Below are 20,543 nucleotides of genomic sequence, written 5' to 3'. Positions count from 1 at the left end.
TTACCTCATTTCATCTTAACACCTTTTTTCCAAGTGATTGTAGCAGGAAATCATTTTTTAAAAGCGAAGAAACATAGAATGTAAGGATTGTGATGAAGGAGGATGTTTATGTCTAAGTCAACGGAGATTATTAAAAAAACAGAGGAATATGGTGCCAATAATTATCATCCCTTACCGATTGTCATTTCTAAAGCTCAAGGTGTTTGGGTTTGGGATGCAGAAGGCAATCGATATCTTGATATGCTAAGTGCCTACTCAGCGCTTAACCAAGGGCATTGTCATCCAAAACTAATTCAAACGCTAAAAGACCAAGCAGAACGGGTTACGCTTACGTCCCGTGCATTTCATAACGATCAACTGGCCCCTTTTTATGAAAAAGTGGCAACGTTAACGAAGAAAAACATGGTATTGCCAATGAATACAGGGGCAGAAGCGGTTGAAACGGCTTTGAAGGCAGCGCGTCGTTGGGGCTACCAAGAGAAAAAAGTGGTGGCGAATAAAGCGGAGATTATCGTGTGTGCGAACAATTTTCACGGACGGACGCTTGCGGCAGTCTCACTTTCTTCAAGTGAAGAATATAAGCGTGGGTTTGGCCCGTTGTTACCAGGTGTAAAAGTCATTCCTTATGGCGATGCAAAAGCGTTGGAAGAAGCGATTACAGGAAATACGGTGGCATTTTTAGTGGAACCGATTCAAGGGGAAGCGGGCATACTTATTCCACCTGACGGCTACTTAAAAGACGTTCGTCGTATTTGTACAGAGAACAACATTCTCTTTATTGCAGACGAAATTCAAGCAGGTCTAGGCCGCACTGGAAAATGGTTTGCGTGTGATCATGAAGGCGTCGAGCCAGATATGTACATCCTCGGAAAGGCGCTTGGAGGAGGGATTTTGCCAATATCTGCAGTCGTGGCGAATAAAGACATTCTAGGTGTGTTTGAGCCTGGTTCACACGGGTCAACGTTTGGCGGTAATCCACTTGCGTGTGCAGTATCCATTGCGGCTCTGGAAATTTTGGAAGAGGAATCGTTGTTAGAAAATGCTCAGGAACTTGGGGATTATTTTATGAAGGAATTGAACGCGTTAACGCACCCTTCTATTAAAGAAGTACGTGGGAGAGGCTTATTCATTGGGATTGAGTTGACCGAATCGGCTCGCCCGTTTTGTGAGCAGTTGAAAGAAAGAGGGCTGTTGTGCAAAGAAACCCATGAAAACGTCATTCGCTTTGCGCCACCATTGATTATTACGAAAGAAGAACTGGATCACGCGTTAGAACAAATTAAAATCGTTTTGTCAGAGTCAGCTCCAGAATAAGATAGGCTTGACCCTGTACGAATTGCTGAAACACGCAGCAAATCGTCACCTTCAACCAAAGCGTCCATACTGGGCGCTTTTTTGTTTGTGTAAGGTTTTATGAGGTTGCCTGATTTGAAATCAAGGTCAAACAAGGGTATACTTTTGATGACTTATATACAGTGAAAGCGTAACCCATAAAGGAGCAGAAAGATGTCTGAACATATGAAAACAATCTTTGATTTTGTTAAGCCAACTCGTTATCGCTATGTACATATTTGTAAAGAATGTGACCAACCAAGTTTCTCAAATGAGTCTTCTAGCGAGGAGCCGTGCATCCGATGTGGTGCCAATTCTTATCATGTCACACCTTATTATAACCCCTCTGAAGACTATGCACTTGATGTTGATTATTATGCGATTACGATGATGTATGCACTTTGGAAAGAAGGGCTCCATCAAACTCAAGTTGTTTTTGATGACTTTTATCGGAAAGCCCCTTTTGTTCGAGGCGTTGGTGAATTTAGTACAGAGTTAGGTGGCTATGTCGCGTTCGGCGGACTTGGACATTTAATTGATACAATCGAAAACTTATACTTTAATGAAAGTGATATAAATTACTTACGAGAGCAATCAGAAGGTTTTGATGAAGCGTTTCTCGATGATTTACGAAAGCTCCGTTTTAGTGGTGATTTACACGCTGTTGAAGAGGGAAACATTGTGTTCCCGAACACGCCACTCATCCGAATTGAAGCACCGGTCTGGGAATGTATTTGGATAGAAGCGATGTTGTTAAACATTATTAATGCAGAGTCATTAGTGCTCACAAAAGGCGCACGTATTAAGACGATTGCTGGTAATGATGGCTTATTAGAAATGGGTAAACGACGTGCGCAAGGTAGAGATGCCAGTGTAAATGGTGCGAAGATGGCCTACATTGCTGGTTTTGACGCGACGAGTAACGTAAAAGCGGGTAAACAATTCTCGATGCCGATCACAGGCACACAAGCGCATGTGTTTATTATGTTTCACCCTTCTGAATTGGAAGCTTTTCTTGCGTATGCGGAAGTGTTCCCAGAGAAAACCATTCCACTTTTAGATACGACGGACACATTGGGAAGTGGGCTGCCACATGCGATTGAAACAGCTCGTCGACTAGAAGAAAAAGGGTATGAGATGACGGCTGTTCGGTTGGATAGTGGAGATTTAGCGTACTTATCTAAAAAAGTCCGCAAGCGTCTTGATGAAGAAGGTCTCAAGCATGTGAAGATTGCTGCAACCAACGATTTAGATGAGTACACGATTGCTTCCTTAAAACAGCAAGGGGCGAAAGTGGATATCTGGGGTGTGGGGACAAAGTTTATTACGGCGTATGACAACCCAGCTCTTGGCGGTGTGCATAAAATTGTTGCGAGACGTCCATTGCATTCGGAATTAGAATCAAATCAATATACAAAAGATGATTGGGTTGCGTTAATCAAGATCTCTGAAAGTATTGAGAAGATCTTAAACCCTGGTCGCAAAAAAGTGTACCGTCTATTCGGAGACGATGGTATGGCAAAAGGAGATTACGTGTGTTTAGAACATGAATCGTTAGAAGGAAAAGATGAAATTCTTCTAAAACATCCACGAAACCCGTTAAAGGCGAAGCGGATTCGTGACTTCCAAGCGGTTGAATTATTACAACCAATCTTTGAAGGCGGAAAGCTTGTTTATAATGTTCCGTCCCTTAGTGAAGTGCGTGACTATCATGCCTTTCAAAAACAATCATTTTGGGAAGAGTACCTTCGCTTAGAAGTACCAGAAGTGTACCCAGTATCCTTATCTGATGAATTAACAGAGATGAAAAATCAACTTATACATGAAAAACGAGAAGGATAACGTTCGTGTTCCTTCTTATAAAAAAGTGCTCCATGAGGGAATCTCACTCATGGAGTTCTTTTTTTACAGCCACTTCTGTAAAAATGAAAATGACCTCTCATATGCTGCTAGATTATTCTCATAGCGAACAAAGAAATGACCTTCGTTCTCAAAATATAAGAAATCGACCGGGTGCTCGCGCTCTTGAAGTTGTGCGACCATTTGCTCGGCTTCGGAAATTGGGACACGGGGATCATTTCGGCCGTGCAGAACAAGAAGAGGTGCTTCGATTTGATCGACTTTGTGAATTGGGTCGATGGCGTCAAAGAAATCAACATCATCTTCAAGAGAGCCATACTCTGCTTCTCGCACTTTCCTTCTCCATATACTTGTATTCTCTAAAAATGATTTAAAGCTTGAGATCCCGACTATATCAATTGCCGCAGCCCATTGCTTTGGAAAGTGGGTGATGGCTGCTAAAACCATAAAGCCGCCGTAGCTTCTTCCCATCACCGCAATTTTATCTGGGATGGCTAGCCCTTGCGCTTTTAACCATTCTGCTAATTCATTTAAATCACGAACCGAATCCATCCTGTTCCGTTTATCATCTAGATGATGGAATCGTTTTCCATAGCCAGTGCTTCCACGTACATTTGGAGTGCAGACAGCAAATCCTTGTGAAACAAAATACTGCAAAAATGGGTTGTAAACAGAGCGAATTTGACTCTCGGGACCACCATGAACAAAAATAACGACGGGGTGCGGACCTTTTACATCAGGTTTGTAATAGAAAGAAGAAATCGTTTCACCATCTGAGCTTGTAAACATCACTTCTTCTGATTGCGTTAAGTGTGGGATGATGTGACGAGCCTTCGTACAGTTTTCAACAGGCTGCAATTGTTTTTTCTCGATTTCATAGCACCAAATAGCGGTTGGATGTAAGGCACCGTTTAATGAAAATATGAGGTGGCTTGTATCTTTAGATAACGAAAAACTTGAAACAACACCTTTTTCAATCGAAAGTTTTGTTTCTTGCCATGATGGAACATGGGTAAGGTACGCTTCAGAAACGCCGCCTTTGTTTAGCGCATACGCTACATATTCCCCATCCTTACTTAACAAGAGTTCTTCGTAATCATAATCTGCTGTACATAGCCATTCCAGCGCTTTCGTTTCAACGTGGATGCGCGCAACGCCGCTATATTCTCTACCAACGTTACTAATGCAATACATGTACGTCCCTTCTTTATCAAAATAAGCGTTTGAAAAATGAGCTTCGCCGTCATGTAGCGTGAGCCATTCAATTTTTTTGGTTTCTAAATGCAAGAGGCCTAGATCGTTATCTAAGTTTGTCGACGTTTTTTGGATGAGTAGCTGTTTACCATTTGGATGAAACGAGACTGGGTCATGGCGAGCATCCTCTTCATAGACACATTGTGTTTCAAATGTGTCGATACGTTGAGTGTACACATCAAAAAACTGGGGATGGCGACGGTTGCTGCTCCATGCAATCGTTTGTTTATCAGGTGATAGCCCACCATATTGATGGATATGAGCGGGATCGTCTGTTAATGGAAGCAGGTCCTCCTTATTTTTAACAAGAAAGAGTTGTTGTTTTTCATTGACACCATGATCCATACCGATTAACACGTCATTACCAATGTATGTGGCAAACATTACTCGTTCAGATGTTTCAATTAACTGGCTGGATGACTGGGTGGCTAAGTTGTATTCGTAGGCTTGAGGCAAACCGGATGCATCATTTATGTAAAGAAATCGATCAGATTGAGCCGGATGAAAAACGGGATTTGATGCGGTATCAATCGTAAGAAAATCTGCAAGCTGCATGAAAACCATCCTCTCTTATTTAAATTGATTTAATGATAACTTTTTTCGCGCAATTCTTCAAATATCAGCATAGAGACTTTAGAAAGTAGAATCACTAGCCGAAATAGTAGATGAGAAGATAGAGGTGGGGGAAATATGAAGCAGAAAAACATAAGTTTAAAGTGGAAATTAATGCTTGCATTTGGATTAATGTTACTTATACCGAGTCTCGTGATCGGGGTGTTTTCGTATTTAACAACGCGGGATAATGTTGAAGAAACGATGCATACACAAGCGGAACAAATGACGTCTAATGTTCATTCTTCTGTTCAGCAATACATGGAGTTACAGACTGAGTTGGCTTTTTATATGGGGAGCACGGTAGATGGATCTCAGTCAGCGGATGAACTTGCATCAGAGCTAGACGTTTTGCTTAGAGAAAATGAACGTATTCGCGAGCTTTATGTTGTGAATAGCTCTGGAGAAGGGGTTGTGATTCAACCGGATGGAAATACGACAGATGTCGCGAATACGGAAGACTTAGCCGACAATTATGGCATTCATGAATTTACGTGGTTACGAGATGTGATTGCTAGACAAACCGATGTTGCGGTCAGTGAACCGTTTTTTACCACTGAAGAAGATGCGGATATTATTTTTGCTTCGTTAACAAGCGATCGTGAGCATGTTGTCGCGATGCGTGTTGATTTTAATCCGATTTTAAATTATGTAGCAGATGCGTCAATTGGGAGTACAGGCTATTTGTTTTTAGTCGATCACCTTTCTAGAGTCGTTTATCACCCGGTGCTTGAGTCAGGGGAATATATTCCGGCCACACTGAGTTCTCTGTTTGTCGAGAACGGTGAGGAAGGGCAGTTTCAGTTTCAATTAGATGATGGAGATCCGCGAGAAATTACCTATAACACCGTTTCACCTACGGGGTGGGTTCTTGCTGGGGCAATGATGCCAAATGAAGTTCGGCAGTTAGTCGAGCCTATTTTAATTACGATGATTATTGTTGTCGTTGTGACACTTATTATAGGATCTATTATTATTTTTGGGGTAGTTCGTGCGATTGTGCGACCGATTGCTGGATTATCAGAAGTGGCGACGGTTATTAGTAAAGGAAATTTAAGTTCTACCTATAAAGTGAATTCAACGTTTAAAGATGAAGTGGGTGTGCTTGCAGAGTCTTTTGACGAAATGAGGCAATCCCTGATTGCGACGATTACAGGGATTCGAGATAAATCGACGTATTTAGCAGCTTCATCCGAAGAACTTCAGGCAAGTACAGAACAGAATATGCAGGCAACCGAGCAAATTACGTTGGCGATTCAAGAGGTATCTGGCAGCGTGGAAGAGCAAACTGCGAGTATGGATAAAGGAAAGTCTGCTGCAACAACCATTTCAAGTGGCATTCAAGACATTCAACAATCGACGACTCTTGTAACAGAAGCGATAAAAGACGCTGTACAAGCTGTTCAAACTGGACAAGAAGGCATAAAAAGCAGTGTCGAACAAATGAATACCATTCAACAAAAAGTACGATCCATATCTACGACTGTTGAAAGCCTAGAGAAACAAGCGGGAACGATTAGCCAAGTTAGTCAAATGATTTCTGATATTGCAGAACAAACGAATTTGCTTGCGCTAAATGCATCCATAGAGGCTGCACGAGCAGGTGAAAACGGACGAGGCTTTGCTGTTGTCGCTGATGAAGTTCGAAAACTAGCGGAACAATCAAATAATGCGGCCAAAACCGTGCAGGGACACATCAACAACGTGCAGGACGAGACAAAGGTTGTTGTACAAGAAATGACGGCTGGTGAAGGAGAAGTCGAAAAAGGTGTGACCATTATTGAAGAAGCTGGTCAATCGTTCTCTTCAATTAAAGCACATATGAATCAAGTAACAGAAAAGATTTCCCTCGTTACAGAAGAAGTGAAGACAATGGCTAATCAGACAGAGCAGTTCATTCAGTCCTATGACCAAATTTCAACTGCAAATGAAACGACTTCCGCAAGCATGCAAAATGTATCGGCATCGACAGAAGAACAGCTCGCTTCAATGGAGGAAATTTTGAGCTCAACGACGAACCTTGCAGAACTAGCAGATGAATTAGAAGATATGATAGCAAAATTTGAGTGGAACGACTAATTTATGTTTGAGGCAAACCCAAACGTTTAAGAATCGATGGAAAAAGGAATGAATAAAGCATCCCTGTTGAAAACGAGGTGCACGAAACATGAATAAACTCATATTAGTTTACAAAGACGAAGATTTGAACCAACCAAAAGAAGTATGGGTTGGCGGTGAAGCAAGTGATGAGGAGAATAATTTAACATTTGAGGCACTTGCAGCCGAGTTTGATGAATACAAGGTAGAGGCAACGGAGAAAAATGAACCGCATATTACATTAAAGCTTGAGCCTATTGATGGTGAAGAACCTCATACTTATGTAAGAGATATTACATTAAAAGCAGAGCAAAAAGACAATGTTGTACAAGTATTGAAACAGCGAGTGAAATAAAAGGAAAACGGCGCTACCTCTTAATGTGTGGGGAGCGCCGTTTTTTATAGTAGGTATCGTCTGCTACTTAAAAGAAATCATGTAAAGTAGGTTGTTCTGTTGGTAACGTCTGTAAAAAAGCTTGAACGTCATTGCGTTCGCCGGTTATGAGTCCTGTATCTCTAAAAAACTCCGGACGTCTGTAGCCCATTAATAAGCTTGATGCAACTTGTATCGTCATAAAAATAGTTGGCGGTACATTTGTTGGTTCGCACGTAATGTGGCTCTCTTGAATCGTTAAAGAGAACGTCTTATCATTCCATGCAGCACATTCATCTTGAATACGAATCGTAAACTGCCCCTCTTCTTTAAATGGGAGCTTGGCTACAAATTGAGAGAAGTCCACAATTCGCGCCATAAAGTATGGCTTCGTTTCCGCTGAAGTTAGCGGGTCCGGTAAGAAAAAATGCAGCCCTTTTGATTCAGGTACAGTGAGGGTAGCTTCTTGAAGCATAGAGTCATGTTGACCAATGAAGTGAAGCAATGAATGTAAAGCGGCTTGGTTCACGTAGACAAACTCTTCTGTTTTCCACTTTGAATCCTTTATGTTATAGACAATGTATCCCGTTGGTTGACCATCGACATCTTCATAAAGAACCGTTTCATTTTCTTTAAATCCCTCGTGCTTTCTTTCCCACCAGCCTTCATCGCGATGTAGCATGCCATGACAAATGCTCTGTTCATACACCGTTTTTACACGAGGGTCTGTATAGGTAGTTCGAATCAATGAGCCCTCAATGTTGGGAAGAGGGTGAGGAAGTTGGTCTTTCCTTAAGGTATACGTGACTTCATCACATAAGATTTCCCAGCCGAATTTTCGATAAAACGGTACGGAGAATGGAGCTAAATAAGAGATAAGTTGACCTTGTTCCTTCATTTGTTCGAGGCTATGGAGCAAGAGCTTACGAACGCTCCCTTTTCTTCGGGACTCTGGGTAGGAGGCCACGCTAGCAATTCCGCCCATAGGAATGCTGGTATTGTACAAGTGAATATGTAAAGATAATAACTTTAACTTTGAGATTATTCTGTCATTGTCCTTGATACCAAACTGTGAAGCATTCTCATTTGACCATTGCTTTCGTGCAAATTCCGTTTGCTCTTCCGTAGGTTTTGCTTGAAACGCGTAGCAACTTAATTGAAAGGCTTCATCAAAATCAGCCGTCGTTAATGATTGTACTGTCATTCAATTCCCTCCTTCATACGTTCTAGTGTAACATGAGTCGTGAAGGATAGGAGACTATGATACAATCGAAAAAAGAAGAATATTTTGGAGTGATCATGATGACAAGTAAAGCAGTAAATTATTTACAAGCACACCGAGAAGCGATGTTAGATGAATTAAATGAGTTTCTAAAAATAAAAAGTGTGAGCTCCTTGTCAGAACATAAAGCAGACGTAGTGGAAGCTGCAAACTGGTTAGAGCGTCAATTGTTGCATGCAGGGATGGAAAAGGTGGAAGTGATTCCGACAGAAAAACATCCAATCGTCTATGGTGAATGGTTGAAAGCTGGTGAAGATGCGAAGACGATTCTCATTTATGGTCACTATGATGTGCAGCCAGTTGATCCTTTGCATTTATGGGAAACAGAGCCATTCCAGCCTACTGTTCGAGACAACAAACTATATGCTCGAGGCGCAAGTGATGATAAAGGTCAAACCTTCATGCATATTAAAGCAGTCGAAGCGATGCTTAAATCAGAAGGGGAACTTCCGTTTAATGTAAAATTTTTAATTGAAGGGGAAGAAGAGATCGGTTCTCCCAATTTAGATGGATTTGTTGAAGCAGAAAAAGAGAAACTTCGTTCAGATGTACTTGTAATTTCAGATACACCGATGCTAGAACGTGGAAAACCTGCAATTTGCACAGGTTTAAGAGGGCTTGCAGCAATCGAATTAACGGTTAAAGGTGCAAAAGGCGACTTACATTCTGGCCTGTACGGTGGTGCAGTCCCAAATGCACTCCATGGATTAGTAGAGCTTTTAGGCACAATGAGAAACAAGGACGGCGATATTGCTGTTCCAGGTTTTTATGAAGGTATTGAAGCTTTAGCGGATGAAGAAAAGGAAAGTTTAGCTGCACTAGGCAGTGGAGATGAAAGCATGAAAGCCGAAACAGGCGTTTCAGCTCTTGTTGGTGAAAAAGGCTACACATCTCGTGAACGGACTTGGATTCGCCCAACGCTTGAATTTAATGGCGTGTTTGGAGGATTCCAAGGAGAAGGGGTAAAAACCGTTATCCCCGCTGAAGCAACAGCAAAGATTACGTGTCGATTGGTTCCTGGACAAGACCCAGAAGATATTTTAGCGAAAATTGAGGAGCATATTGCGGCAAATACGCCAACAGGTATGTCGATTACGACGCAACGTCACGATACAGGCAAACCGTTCGCTGCACCGGTGACGGACCCAGCTTTCGCTGCGGCTGCTAGAGCGTATGAAAACGTGTATCAAACGGAAGTAGCCTATACTCGAATGGGTGGTTCTATTCCAGTTGTCGAAACCTTTGATTCGCAATTAAACGTTCCGATTATTTTGATGGGCTTTGGACTGCCTAGTGAGAACTTCCATGCACCAAACGAACATTTTCACCTTGAAAATTTTGATAAAGGGTTGGAAACAATTCTTGCGTTTTGGGAAGAATATAACAAGTTAGGTTAAGACAAAAGGATGAGTAAATGCTCATCCTTTTTACCATTTCTCTCTTTAACTGGTTGTACATAAAGACTGTTTTGTATTGGAGTTCAGAACACGACAGACTATTTCAGTTTGTAGTACACTAGGAGTGGAATGAGTGCATTGTGGGAAGGGGTCATGTAGCATGTCAACGGAAGAAAGACCAGAAATAAAATTAATCGCGCTAGATATGGACGGTACACTATTAAACGATAATCATGAGATTTCTCCTGGCAATCGAGAGGCTATTATTGAAGCGAGGGAATTAAACGTTCCCGTCATGATTGCTACTGGTAGAACGCGGGCAACGTGTGGAAGTTATGCGCAATCGTTAGGGCTGCAAACATTCTTAGTTACAGCTAATGGCGGAGAAATCTATAACAAAGATGGCGATTTAATCCATGCTACACACTTGCACGAAGATGCAGTGAATCATGTATACGAATTAAGAGAGCGATACGGAGCTCATGTATGGGCAGCATCATCAAATGGACTATTTCGTGGTGACTTGCCTGAGGATCGCCACAATTATCAATGGTTGAAATTTGGATTTGATACAACCGATGATGGCGTCCGTAAAGAAATTGTTGCGGAATTAACAGAAAGAGGGCTAACGGAAATTACAAATTCGAGCCCAACAAATATCGAGGTGAATGCCATCGGTATCAATAAAGCGAATGCCATTAAATTGGTATGTGATGAGTTAGGAATTGATATGCAGGACGTGATGGCTGTTGGGGATAGCTTGAATGACATCGCCATGATTCAAGAAGCTGGACTGGGTGTTGCGATGGGAAATGCGCAAGATCTTGTTAAACGAAAAGCGGATTGGATAACGGCAACGAATGTAAACGATGGCGTAGCGGCTGCTATTCATAGGTGGGTGGTTTTGCCGAAGACGGAAGCGAATAAAGACAATAATAATGGCAATGATTTCTAAACCATTCATAAGACGTCACTCTGTTTAAATCAGGGTGGCGTTTTTTTGTACATAGATTGTAAAGGTGAACGGAAAGATAAGGGAATAAGCTAATAAGATTGGTATTTTTTTCTTAAAATGAATTTCGAGCAAAGATATTGACAATATTGGACAAGGGAATTAAAGTTGCATTAGAGAAACTTTATTGTGGACAGGAAATAAATAGTGGTTTTTGCATAGAAATAGATATAACGGATGGGAAAAAGGAGGAAACAAAAATGAAAAAACATGTTTTAGGTTTTACTTTTTTATCAGTAGGGATGGTTCTTGCTGCATGTAATGACGGAGGAGATGACACAGGTGGGACAACGGACGAGACGGAAGGTACGATTGATGTTGTAGCCACAATTGGTCAAATCGGAGAACCACTATCTGTCATTGCTGGAGACTTAGCAAACGTGGAAACACTTATGGGACCAGGCGTAGACCCCCACGTGTATGAAGCGTCTCAAAGTGATATTCGTTTATTTCAGGAAGCAGATATTATTTTCTACAACGGTCTTCATTTAGAAGCCCAATTAACGGATGTTTTTAATAGCGTGGATTCAAATGCGTATGCGATTGGAGAAACGGTAGATACAGGAAATTTACTCGAAGATGAAGAAGAAGCAGGCATGGATGACCCGCACATCTGGTTTGACGTAGTATTATGGGAACAAGCATTAGATTCAGCAGTTGAAGAATTAAAAGAGCTGTTACCTGATCATGCAGATGAATTAGAAGAGAATAAACAAGCCTATTTTGATGAATTAGCCGATTTACACACGTATGCAACAGATACAATCGCACAAATTCCAGAAGAACAGCGTATCTTAGTAACGGCACATGATGCATTTCAATACTTTGGCGAAATGAATGACATCGAGGTCATGGGTATACAAGGGTTAAGTACAGAATCGGAAGCTGGCATTTCTGATATTCAGTCGACGATTGATACGATTGTAGAAAAAGAAGTCCCTGCAGTATTCGTAGAAAGCAGTGTAAATGATTCAACTGTTCAAGCTGTTATAGAAGGTGCTGAACAAGCTGGGCATTCCATTGAACTTGGCGGTGAATTATTCTCAGATGCTATGGGAGAAGAAGGAACAGAAGAAGGAACGTATATTGGCATGTATCGTCATAATGTCGATACCATCCACTCAGCTTTGACAGCCTCCGAATAACTTCTATGAGTGTGTTGAGCAGATTAAGGAGATGAACGATCATGAGCGTACTAGATGTAGAGAACATCAGTGCAGCCTATCGCAAGAACACAGTGTTAAAAAATGTTAGCTTCACGGTTGAGAAAGGCTCTTTAACTGGAATAGTAGGACCGAATGGCGCAGGAAAGTCAACGCTTATAAAGGCGTTGCTGAACCTGCATCCGCCTTTACATGGTCAAGTTCGATTTTTCGACTCAACGTTAAAGAGACAGAAATCTCGTGTTGGTTATGTTCCACAAAGAGGTTCTGTGGATTGGGATTTTCCAACAAATGCGCTAGACGTGGTGTTAATGGGCCTCTACCGTCATATTGGTTGGCTTAGATGGCCAAAGAAAAAACATAAGGAAAAAGCGATGGAGGCACTACGAAAAGTAGGGATGGAAGACTTTGCAAAACGACAAATAAGTCAACTATCTGGTGGTCAACAGCAGCGTGTTTTTCTCGCTCGAGCACTTGTACAAAATGCTGATCTCTACTTTATGGATGAACCTTTTGCAGGAGTAGATGCCGCAACAGAGCGAGCGATTATGGATATCTTAAAGCAATTGCGAGAAGATGGAAAAACAGTTCTTGTTGTTCACCACGATTTACAAACCGTAGCGGATTACTTCGACCATGTGTTGTTTTTAAACAAAACCGTGATTGCGCATGGAAAAACGGATGACACATTTACAACGTCGAATATTACCAAGGCTTACGGAGGAGCGGTGCACATTATTAAAGAGGAGGCACTTCCTAATGGCCATTCTAGCGTCAATTAATTTTCAATGGGTGCTCCTAAGTGCGACGTTCTTAGGAATTGCCGCTGGAATGTTCGGTACGCTTGCTTATTGGAAACGGCAAAGCTTAATGAGTGATGCTCTTTCCCATGCAGCTCTTCCAGGTGTAGTCATCGCCTTTATGATTATAAATGAAAAGAATTTCTTTATTCTGATAGTAGGTGCAGCCTTAAGCGCATTGCTCGGTGCATGGTTTATTCACATTATACGCTCCTCATCGAGAATTAAAGAAGATACGGCAATGGGGATTATTCTTTCCGTTTTCTTCGGAGCTGGTATTGTTCTATTAACGCTTGTGAATCGATCCGGTGGTGGAAATCAAAGTGGTCTAGATACGTTTATCTTCGGTCAGGCAGCAAGTATGGTGCGAATGGACGTCTATACGATGGTGATCCTTGCCATTGTTGTCATTTTTCTCATTACGCTCGCTTATAAAGAATGGAAGTTGTTCTTATTTGATCCAGAGTTTGCACGGGGAATTGGCTTATCATCACGTGGGATGGATATTGTCTACATGATTGGCCTCGTGACAACAATTGTCATTGGCATTCAAGCTGTTGGGGTTATTTTAATGGCAGCTTTGCTAATTATTCCTGCGGTAAGCGCACGTTACTGGACACAGTCGTTTAAGGTGATGCTCTTATTATCAGGTATATTTGGTGGCTTATCTGGAGCGATTGGAACATTTTTAAGTGCGCAAGGTCCTAGTTGGCCTACGGGACCATTTATTGTGTTATCGGCATCCATCTTTTTCGTTTTTTCCTTATTCTTTGGAAAAGAAAAAGGCTTAATCGCTGAACGCATTGAGTTTAAAGCGCAACAAAAACAAGCATTCGGAAACAATGAAGCACCTGGTGTATTGAAAGAAGGTGGGAACGAATGATTTCCTATGAAGGCTGGATTTTAATTACCGGAGCGCTTGTGGGAATTACGTGTGGAATCGTCGGTGCCTACTTAATTTTACGTCGGATGGCGATGATGGCCGATGCAATTAGCCATACTGTACTTCTAGGCATTGTGCTTGCGTTTCTCATTACGCAAAGTATGGAAGGCATTCACATGTTAATTGGTGCTGCATTAGCTGGGTTATTAACAACCTTTTTGGTACAGTGGTTTCATTCAAAAGGAGTACAGCATGACGCTTCCATTGGTGTCGTCTTTACATCTTTGTTTGCGATTGGAGTTATTCTAATTTCCACCTCAGTTGGAAACGTGCATCTAGATGTGCAGCACACGCTAATGGGTGAAATTGCGTTTATCCCGTTTAACACAACCAATGTGTTTGGTTTAGAAATTCCCGTTGCTACCTTAATGCTGGTGATCGTTCTCATAATTGTGCTTGCGTTTATTCTCATCTTATATAAAGAATGGAAGTTGCTCGCATTTGATTCCGCGCTTGCGCTAAGTTTAGGTCTACCAGTTATGTTCTTACACTATTTATTTATGGGGCTTGTCTCTATCACGACGGTTGCCTCATTTGATGCGGTTGGCGCAATTATGGTTGTGGCAATGTTAATCACGCCAGCAGCTGCAGCATACTTGTGGACAGAGCGCTTATCCATCATGATTGTGCTTAGTGCCTTCTTTGGTGCAGTATCGGCAATAAGTGGCTATTATGTTGCTTACTGGATTGATAGTTCTATATCTGGCTCCATGGCTATGATGACAGGTGCTGTGTTTATTATTAGCTTTGTCTTTTCACCATCACATGGATTAGTGTCGAAATGGATTCGTCCAGATAAGAAAAACGGCAAAAAAGCTCATGCATAAAGCATGGGCTTTTTCATTACAATAACGCTTGTTCTTGTAGATGTCGCAGCTCTTTGGAAAGGCGAGCGAACTCATCATGATTTCGGTCATCCAACGCTTTGTCAATGGCCGCCCGTAACCGTGTTCGTTCATTTTCTACATCCACATAGTCTAAAAAGGCATTGGCCTCTTTTTCGTCTTGTTGATTTTGTTTATATTGTCGGTAAGAACGGTGGATAGGTGTTTCTAGCAATTGTCGATACGAATGATGGATGTCACGACCGTAAAAATGGACAATTAAATAAATGGGACTCGATGGATGTGTGGTAATGTCATCGAGCGCTTTAGACACATCCTCGGTTTTTTGGCCATCATATAGGTAGCGGAAACCAGGTTCATCTGATTGAGTGCTTGCAATAACAAGTGTGCGTCTTTGAGGTTGAATCGTTTCCGTTAACCGGAGTTTCGATAATAGATGGGGCGACGATTGAATGTGTACAAGTAGTGCACGTGCGCCACGGTGTTTTAAATAATGCTGGTCCACAAACCACCTTAGAAACTGTCTCTTTAATAAATCACTCAAGCGTCACATCTCTCCTCTCCTCTATCTATTAAAACATGAAAACAGCCGCATCTCTAGTTAAGAGAGCGGCTGTTGTATGTGCGATAATTAGAATGTGAAGGTCTCATCTTGATTTGTAACTGCAACGATAACCTTACCTTGGTCGAGTTCTTCTTCAAGCTGTTCGGCTTCATGTTCGGAGAAACCTAATTCTTCAAACTTAGCTCGAAGTTCGTCCCCTTTGCTGCGGAACGTGTTCTTAATCGAGGTACCAAGTCCCGTTTCAGAAGCTGTAATCGTGTTTGCGTCAGCATTATCTGCTACACGGTCTGTACGATCGTCGTCGTGTGTAATGACATAAATATCATCTTCCATCACATTCTTTTGTTTTAATGCTTGAACCACATTAACAACTTCTTCATCGTTATAGAATTCTTTGTATATAGGTTTCATTTATATCGCCTCCTGATCTATAAAGTACCCTGGGCAAAAATGAATGAAACATAAAAAGGATAGGACATTCGAATCAAAATAAATTGGGACATAGAATGACTAAAGCAAATCTTTGCATTTTAACAATTAGGATTTGCTTCAGAAGGGCTCTGGTTGCTTGCGCACATAAATCACGTTCAATAATAAAAAACCCTTCAACGGATTCACTTTTTTAAGTGTCCACTTTGAAGGGAGCGTCGTACCTTAAGAACATTTGTCTTTCTATCCTATACCTCAGTATTTAAAACTTTTTAACGCCTAGATGGCTGGAGGACGTTCTTCATTTTTTATAATCCGTTTTTCTAAAATAAACGGCCCAAAAGGCACAATGGATGCAAGTGTTGCAAGAACAGAAGTTTTTAAAGTCCATTGTTTACTAAAAAAGAAATTGACAACGAAGAGCATGTAAGCAATAAAAAGAACCCCATGCGCCATGCCAACAACGCTTACAAATTCAGGGATGTTCCATATGTATTTAAGCGGCATAGCTAGAAATACGAGTAGAATCAATGAAATCCCTTCAATATAACTTACCCATTTAAACATCAAATCCCACCTTTCTTATTTAGTATAGCAATCTTTTGGGACAATATGTGTAAGGAGTCAATGTGTCATAAGATTTTCACAGGTTTATGAATCCATTCGTTCCGGTACCCACTGATAGGCATAGGAGACGTCTTTATTTAGCTGTTTTGCATACAGTTCGGCTTCAAAAAGATCATTGAAAACCAAGTCTTCATTGCTATCTTGAAGTTTAAAGGTTTTTGTTATACCGTCAATGGTACAGACAAGCTTGTACATGTCATCACTCCCATGGAGTTTTTTAGTTAAGTATGCTCCTTTTATCATGTAAAAGAAAGAGTGAAAAGACATTTTTAATTAACGTTGTGGTCGTTATTGAAGGAAAAATAGATATGCTATACTACAGTTGAGGTGAGACCATGCATAAACGTACGACAATTGACCAAACAGTGAATGAAAAAATAGAAAAGCAAATCAAACAAGGATATCCTCTTCTTGAAAAAGATTGGTTTCAACTCGACCAGCACGAAGAGGGTACCCTTATCAATATAAATACGAAAAACAATCGCTTTTTAGCAAAAGCTTATATTGGAAAACAAAATGTTGGCAGTGGCTGGGTGTTAACACGGGATCAAACGGAACAGATTGATCAGTCTTTTTTTACACAGAAGCTGAAAGAAGCGTTTGAAAAACGGTCGTCTTTTTTCCAAGCAGAAGAAACAACTGCCTTTCGTTTGTTTAATAGTGAAGGCGATGGCATTGGTGGGCTTCAACTTGATTATTATGCCGGTTACCTTGTGGTGACATGGTATAGCCAAGGGATTTACACCTTTAGAAGCCTCGTTTTGCAGGCAATTCGAGATACACTCTCGTTTGCAGGTATCTATGAAAAGAAGCGGTTTGCTGAAGACGGGTCATATACGGGCGAGGATGACTTTGTAGAAGGGACACGTGGTGAATTTCCGCTATTAGTAAAAGAAAACGGCATTACGTATGCCACGTACCTAAATGATGGTCCGATGACTGGAATCTTTCTAGACCAACGTCTTGTTCGGAAGCAAATTATGGACAAGTATGCCGTCGGTAAGCGAGTTTTAAATCTCTTTTCGTATACAGGTGCCTTTTCTGTCGCTGCGGCTATGGGAGGCGCTAGTGAAACCACAAGCGTCGATTTAGCCAATCGTAGTCGAGAGAAGACCGAAGAACAGTTTTCAGTGAACGGCATTAATCCTGAATCACAACGAATTGTTGTGATGGATGCGTTTCGTTATTTTCAGTATGCGAAGAAGAAAGAACTTGTCTATGATCTTGTTGTCCTTGATCCTCCTAGTTTTGCACGATCAAAGAAAACAACGTTCCGTGCCGCAAAAGACTATTCGAAACTAGTGGAAGAAACGATCCCTTTATTAAGCCGCGGTGGCGTGCTCGTTGCATCAACGAATGCCGCGAACGTCACATCGAAGCAGTTTAAGCGGATGATACATGATGCGTTCCAAGCGCACAATTTGTCGTATGATATTCTCGAAGAACATCGCGTTCCTGTTGATTTTGCCTCCACGAGTGCGTATCCAAAAGGAAGCTATCTAAAAGTATTATTTATAAAAACAAAAGGATGATTTGATGAAGAAAAAAGCGATTTTAGCAGAAAAACCTTCCGTTGGGCGTGACATTGCCCGTGTACTTGGTGCCAATCAAAAAGGGAACGGTTTTTTTGAAGGAAAGGAATACATTGTGACATGGGGGCTTGGACACCTTGTTACCCACGCAGACCCTGAACATTACGGAGAACAGTATAAAAACTGGCGTTTAGAAGAGCTGCCAATGCTGCCGAAGCGTCTTGATCTTGTCGTTATTAAGCAGACGTCTAAACAATTTCATACGGTAAAAAAAGTGTTAAATCGCCAAGATGTCGGGGAAGTTATCATTGCAACGGATGCAGGACGTGAAGGGGAGCTTGTGGCCCGCTGGATTCTAGCGAAAGCGCACGTGAAAAAGCCACTTAAACGGCTGTGGATTTCTTCTGTAACAGACAAAGCGATTAAAGACGGCTTTAAGAAGCTTAAAGATGGACGTCAGTATGAAAACCTATTTGCCGCAGCTGAAGCAAGAGCAGAAGCAGACTGGTATGTAGGGATTAATGGGACTCGAGCGTTAACGACAAAGCACAATGCGCAGCTTTCGTGTGGTCGTGTGCAGACGCCAACACTTGCGATTTTAGCGACACGAGAAAAAACGATTCAATCGTTTAAGCCAACGCCATATCATACACTGCAAGCAAATGTTGAAGGAGGCACAACATTCCGTTGGTATCATCGCAAATCTGGTGATGAGCGAATGTTTAATGAAGAAGATGCAAAAGCCTTAAAAGACAAGGTAAAAGGAAAAGCGCTAACGATTACAAGCGTAAAAGCTAAGAAAAAACATACGCCTGCGCCGAATTTGTATGATTTAACGGAACTACAACGTGAAGCCAATAAGCGTTATGGGTATTCAGCGAAAGAAACCCTAGGCGCCTTGCAAAAATTATATGAACAGCATAAAGCGGTTACGTATCCAAGAACAGACTCTCGTTTTCTTTCTTCTGATCTTGTAGACACACTTAAAGATCGCTTAAAAGCGATTGATGTTCAGCCGTTTCGAAAAACAGTGCTGGAGGCATCGAAACTTGGTATAACCCACGCCAAGAAACAGATGGTAAACGATGCAAAAGTATCAGATCACCATGCGTTAATTCCAACAGAACAAGCGCCGCCGATAAGCGCCATGAATGATAAAGAAACCAAGCTTTATTATTTGATCGTTCGTCGCTTCTTGGCAAATTTTTTTCCGGCAAGTGAATCCGAGCAAACGGTTGTTGAAGCAGAAGTTGCCAATGAACCGTTCCGAACAAAAGGGGAGCGCATGATCTCTCTAGGTTGGCGTCAGAATGAAGACGAGGAACAGGCAAAAGAAAGCAAACTTCCGAAGTTTACAGAGGGAGAGAAGCTTTCTCTTAATGGCGTAGAGTTAAAACGTGGCGAAACGACACCACCTGCTCGTTTTAATGAAGCAACGTTGCTTACCGCGATGGAAAAGCCTGCTCAATTTATGGAAGAAAAAGACGCGCAGATTTCAAAGACACTTGCTGAAGCAGGTGGAATTGGTACGGTTGCGACCCGAGCGGATATCATTGAAAAGCTCTTTTCAAGCTTTTTAATCGAAAAGAAAGGGAAAGATCTTTTTGTAACATCCAAAGGGAAACAGCTGCTTGATCTTGTTCCAGAAGAATTAAAATCACCAGCGTTAACGGCAGAGTGGGAGCAGCGACTCGAAAAGATTGTCCAAGGGAAAGAGCAAAAGAGTGCGTTTATTGCCGATATGAAACAATACGCACAATCCGTCGTTGGACAAGTGAAAGCTGACACAACCACATTCCGCCATGATAATAAAACAGGTGAAAAATGTCCTGAATGTGGAAAGTTTCTTCTTGAAGTGAATGGAAAGAAAGGCAAAATGCGCGTCTGCCAAGATCGTGAGTGTGGCTATCGTAAAAACATCGCAATGACAACAAATGCTCGCTGTCCAAAATGTAAGAAAAAGCTTGAGCTTCGGGGTCAAGGAGAAGGGCAAGTATTCGCTTGTGTGTGCGGACACCGTGAAAAGAAAGCACAGTTTGAAGAACGCCGCAAACAAAGTAAAAATAAGAACGTCTCCAAACGTGAAGTGAATAATTATATGAAGAAGCAAAACAAAGATGATGATTTCTCAAACTCTGCTTTAGCGGATCAATTAGCAAAGTTAGGGTTAAATAAAGATAAATAAGATACTTTATTTGAATGAGTCTCAGACGTTTCAGAAGGTGAACGTTCATTTTAAATGACGAACGCGGGCCTCAGCTATTTCAAAAAAACGCTCCATTGTCTTCATACTCGCCCTTGCCAGCCAGTGTGAAACCAAAAAGAAGCATGTCGTAACGCGACATGCTTCTTTGTCTTTACAAAACGTTTATAATCCTTCATTCCACGCAAACATGGTCTTTACATTCTTCTTATAAAGT

General features: G+C 41.5%; 18 protein-coding genes. 12 read left to right on the top strand and 6 right to left on the bottom strand.

Translation table 11 applies throughout. The features are described from left to right. Nucleotides 1-108: 108 nt before the first annotated feature. Both ABC361_RS19415 and ABC361_RS19410 read left to right on the top strand, forming a co-directional pair. Nucleotides 109-1,314 (top strand): ornithine--oxo-acid transaminase, encoded by a 1,206-nt coding sequence (locus tag ABC361_RS19415; protein ID WP_413075476.1) that lies wholly within the window; start codon nucleotides 109-111, stop codon nucleotides 1,312-1,314. Between the two features lie 192 nt (nucleotides 1,315-1,506). Next, nucleotides 1,507-3,174 carry a nicotinate phosphoribosyltransferase gene (locus ABC361_RS19410; RefSeq protein WP_413075475.1) on the top strand — a complete coding sequence of 556 codons (1,668 nt, stop codon included), beginning with the start codon at nucleotides 1,507-1,509 and terminating at the stop codon, nucleotides 3,172-3,174. A gap of 63 nt (nucleotides 3,175-3,237) precedes the next feature. On the opposite strand, the gene ABC361_RS19405 is transcribed toward ABC361_RS19410, so the two are convergent. Next, nucleotides 3,238-5,001, bottom strand: coding sequence for a S9 family peptidase (locus ABC361_RS19405; protein WP_413075474.1), 1,764 nt, complete (start codon nucleotides 4,999-5,001; stop codon nucleotides 3,238-3,240). Nucleotides 5,002-5,136: 135 nt separating this feature from the next. Here ABC361_RS19405 and ABC361_RS19400 point away from each other — a divergent pair, with 135 nt between their 5' ends. Next, nucleotides 5,137-7,137 (top strand): methyl-accepting chemotaxis protein, encoded by a 2,001-nt coding sequence (locus ABC361_RS19400; protein ID WP_413075473.1) that lies wholly within the window; start codon nucleotides 5,137-5,139, stop codon nucleotides 7,135-7,137. 88 nt (nucleotides 7,138-7,225) lie between these two features. Next, nucleotides 7,226-7,510, top strand: coding sequence for a hypothetical protein (locus ABC361_RS19395; protein ID WP_413075472.1), 285 nt, complete (start codon nucleotides 7,226-7,228; stop codon nucleotides 7,508-7,510). A gap of 67 nt (nucleotides 7,511-7,577) precedes the next feature. Here the strand turns inward: ABC361_RS19395 and ABC361_RS19390 are convergent, their stop codons facing one another. Beyond that, nucleotides 7,578-8,732: a GNAT family N-acetyltransferase gene (locus tag ABC361_RS19390; RefSeq protein ID WP_413075471.1), complete on the bottom strand. Its 1,155-nt coding sequence runs from the start codon at nucleotides 8,730-8,732 to the stop codon at nucleotides 7,578-7,580. A 98-nt stretch (nucleotides 8,733-8,830) separates the two neighbouring features. On the opposite strand from ABC361_RS19390, the gene ABC361_RS19385 reads away from it, so the two are divergent. From ABC361_RS19385 to ABC361_RS19360, 6 genes are all read left to right on the top strand, one after another. Beyond that, entirely contained in the window at nucleotides 8,831-10,207 is a 1,377-nt protein-coding gene (locus ABC361_RS19385; protein ID WP_413075811.1) for a dipeptidase, read from the top strand. Between the two features lie 160 nt (nucleotides 10,208-10,367). Then, nucleotides 10,368-11,162 (top strand): Cof-type HAD-IIB family hydrolase, encoded by a 795-nt coding sequence (locus ABC361_RS19380; RefSeq protein WP_413075470.1) that lies wholly within the window; start codon nucleotides 10,368-10,370, stop codon nucleotides 11,160-11,162. A 257-nt stretch (nucleotides 11,163-11,419) separates the two neighbouring features. Continuing rightward, entirely contained in the window at nucleotides 11,420-12,364 is a 945-nt protein-coding gene (locus ABC361_RS19375) for a metal ABC transporter solute-binding protein, Zn/Mn family (RefSeq protein ID WP_413075469.1), read from the top strand. Nucleotides 12,365-12,405: 41 nt separating this feature from the next. Next, complete coding sequence (locus ABC361_RS19370; protein ID WP_413075468.1) at nucleotides 12,406-13,164, top strand: metal ABC transporter ATP-binding protein; 759 nt, start codon at nucleotides 12,406-12,408, stop codon at nucleotides 13,162-13,164. Beyond that, nucleotides 13,142-14,065 carry a metal ABC transporter permease gene (locus ABC361_RS19365; RefSeq protein WP_413075467.1) on the top strand — a complete coding sequence of 308 codons (924 nt, stop codon included), beginning with the start codon at nucleotides 13,142-13,144 and terminating at the stop codon, nucleotides 14,063-14,065. The genes ABC361_RS19370 and ABC361_RS19365 overlap by 23 nt, the downstream gene beginning before the upstream one ends. Then, nucleotides 14,065-14,952, top strand: coding sequence for a metal ABC transporter permease (locus tag ABC361_RS19360; protein WP_413075810.1), 888 nt, complete (start codon nucleotides 14,065-14,067; stop codon nucleotides 14,950-14,952). Before ABC361_RS19365 ends, ABC361_RS19360 begins: the two co-directional genes overlap by 1 nt. A gap of 16 nt (nucleotides 14,953-14,968) precedes the next feature. On the opposite strand, the gene ABC361_RS19355 is transcribed toward ABC361_RS19360, so the two are convergent. From ABC361_RS19355 to ABC361_RS19340, 4 genes are all read right to left on the bottom strand, one after another. Further along, nucleotides 14,969-15,514, bottom strand: coding sequence for a YpiB family protein (locus tag ABC361_RS19355; protein ID WP_413075466.1), 546 nt, complete (start codon nucleotides 15,512-15,514; stop codon nucleotides 14,969-14,971). Nucleotides 15,515-15,601: 87 nt separating this feature from the next. After that, a complete protein-coding gene (locus ABC361_RS19350; RefSeq protein WP_413075465.1) occupies nucleotides 15,602-15,946 on the bottom strand; it encodes a YflT domain-containing protein in 345 nt (114 codons plus the stop codon). A 297-nt stretch (nucleotides 15,947-16,243) separates the two neighbouring features. Further along, the gene (locus ABC361_RS19345) at nucleotides 16,244-16,531 is read right to left on the bottom strand and encodes a DUF3817 domain-containing protein (protein WP_413075464.1); all 288 of its coding nucleotides are present in this window, start codon (nucleotides 16,529-16,531) and stop codon (nucleotides 16,244-16,246) included. 84 nt (nucleotides 16,532-16,615) lie between these two features. Continuing rightward, a complete protein-coding gene (locus ABC361_RS19340; RefSeq protein ID WP_413075463.1) occupies nucleotides 16,616-16,786 on the bottom strand; it encodes a hypothetical protein in 171 nt (56 codons plus the stop codon). A 140-nt stretch (nucleotides 16,787-16,926) separates the two neighbouring features. Between ABC361_RS19340 and ABC361_RS19335 the strand changes: the two genes are divergently transcribed. Together ABC361_RS19335 and ABC361_RS19330 are read left to right on the top strand one after the other, a co-directional pair. Beyond that, complete coding sequence (locus tag ABC361_RS19335) at nucleotides 16,927-18,123, top strand: class I SAM-dependent rRNA methyltransferase (protein WP_413075462.1); 1,197 nt, start codon at nucleotides 16,927-16,929, stop codon at nucleotides 18,121-18,123. Between the two features lie 4 nt (nucleotides 18,124-18,127). Continuing rightward, on the top strand, nucleotides 18,128-20,308 hold the full coding sequence (locus ABC361_RS19330) for a DNA topoisomerase III (protein WP_413075461.1): 2,181 nt from the start codon (nucleotides 18,128-18,130) through the stop codon (nucleotides 20,306-20,308). The last annotated feature ends 235 nt before the right edge of the window (nucleotides 20,309-20,543 follow it).

Origin of the sequence: Shouchella phoenicis (assembly GCF_047238345.1) — a bacterium.
In the GTDB taxonomy this organism is placed as follows: Bacteria; Bacillota; Bacilli; order Bacillales; family Bacillaceae_D; genus Shouchella.
The sequence above is the reverse complement of the archived record's forward strand: the minus strand, read 5'-3'. Positions and strand labels throughout refer to the sequence as shown.

What these genes read in the sequence shown, in the direction of transcription:
- ABC361_RS19380 (WP_413075470.1), top strand. Translation starts at nt 10,368, where the DNA reads ATGTCAACGGAAGAAAGACCAGAAATAAAATTAATCGCGCTAGATATG.
- ABC361_RS19390 (WP_413075471.1), bottom strand. Translation starts at nt 8,732, where the DNA reads ATGACAGTACAATCATTAACGACGGCTGATTTTGATGAAGCCTTTCAA.
- ABC361_RS19335 (WP_413075462.1), top strand. Translation starts at nt 16,927, where the DNA reads ATGCATAAACGTACGACAATTGACCAAACAGTGAATGAAAAAATAGAA.
- ABC361_RS19370 (WP_413075468.1), top strand. Translation starts at nt 12,406, where the DNA reads ATGAGCGTACTAGATGTAGAGAACATCAGTGCAGCCTATCGCAAGAAC.
- ABC361_RS19375 (WP_413075469.1), top strand. Translation starts at nt 11,420, where the DNA reads ATGAAAAAACATGTTTTAGGTTTTACTTTTTTATCAGTAGGGATGGTT.
- ABC361_RS19340 (WP_413075463.1), bottom strand. Translation starts at nt 16,786, where the DNA reads ATGTACAAGCTTGTCTGTACCATTGACGGTATAACAAAAACCTTTAAA.
- ABC361_RS19330 (WP_413075461.1), top strand. Translation starts at nt 18,128, where the DNA reads ATGAAGAAAAAAGCGATTTTAGCAGAAAAACCTTCCGTTGGGCGTGAC.
- ABC361_RS19400 (WP_413075473.1), top strand. Translation starts at nt 5,137, where the DNA reads ATGAAGCAGAAAAACATAAGTTTAAAGTGGAAATTAATGCTTGCATTT.
- ABC361_RS19395 (WP_413075472.1), top strand. Translation starts at nt 7,226, where the DNA reads ATGAATAAACTCATATTAGTTTACAAAGACGAAGATTTGAACCAACCA.
- ABC361_RS19405 (WP_413075474.1), bottom strand. Translation starts at nt 5,001, where the DNA reads ATGCAGCTTGCAGATTTTCTTACGATTGATACCGCATCAAATCCCGTT.
- ABC361_RS19415 (WP_413075476.1), top strand. Translation starts at nt 109, where the DNA reads ATGTCTAAGTCAACGGAGATTATTAAAAAAACAGAGGAATATGGTGCC.
- ABC361_RS19365 (WP_413075467.1), top strand. Translation starts at nt 13,142, where the DNA reads ATGGCCATTCTAGCGTCAATTAATTTTCAATGGGTGCTCCTAAGTGCG.
- ABC361_RS19410 (WP_413075475.1), top strand. Translation starts at nt 1,507, where the DNA reads ATGTCTGAACATATGAAAACAATCTTTGATTTTGTTAAGCCAACTCGT.
- ABC361_RS19385 (WP_413075811.1), top strand. Translation starts at nt 8,831, where the DNA reads ATGACAAGTAAAGCAGTAAATTATTTACAAGCACACCGAGAAGCGATG.
- ABC361_RS19350 (WP_413075465.1), bottom strand. Translation starts at nt 15,946, where the DNA reads ATGAAACCTATATACAAAGAATTCTATAACGATGAAGAAGTTGTTAAT.
- ABC361_RS19345 (WP_413075464.1), bottom strand. Translation starts at nt 16,531, where the DNA reads ATGTTTAAATGGGTAAGTTATATTGAAGGGATTTCATTGATTCTACTC.